This is a genomic window from Peribacillus sp. SIMBA_075, assembly GCF_046534585.1.
Window position 1 is genome coordinate 1 of record NZ_JAWRYN010000703.1, and the last position, 268, is coordinate 268.

Below are 268 nucleotides of genomic sequence, written 5' to 3' on the forward strand. Positions count from 1 at the left end.
GCACCAGTTATATCCGAATCAATCCATAATCCAATACAGTCAAACCATTTTGGGGAGATTTCTTGGCAAGGTCGTGAGTCTCTTTTTTATTTTTTTCTATTTACATCTGACTGGTCTGATTGTAAGAGGCTACGCTGAATTTGTCGTTGGCAATTTCCTCACGAGAACACCAATTAGTGTTGTCATGATCAGTATGGTGTTGGTTGCTGCACTCGCAGTCAAAGGAGGGGGGGAAGTATTAGGGAGGACAGCACAATTCTTTTTCATC

1 protein-coding gene is annotated in these 268 nt (G+C 41.8%); it reads left to right on the forward strand.

The window, feature by feature from the left end:
- On the forward strand, positions 1 to 268 hold a 268-nt coding region (locus tag SB775_RS30015; RefSeq protein WP_410864899.1), incomplete at both ends, for a GerAB/ArcD/ProY family transporter.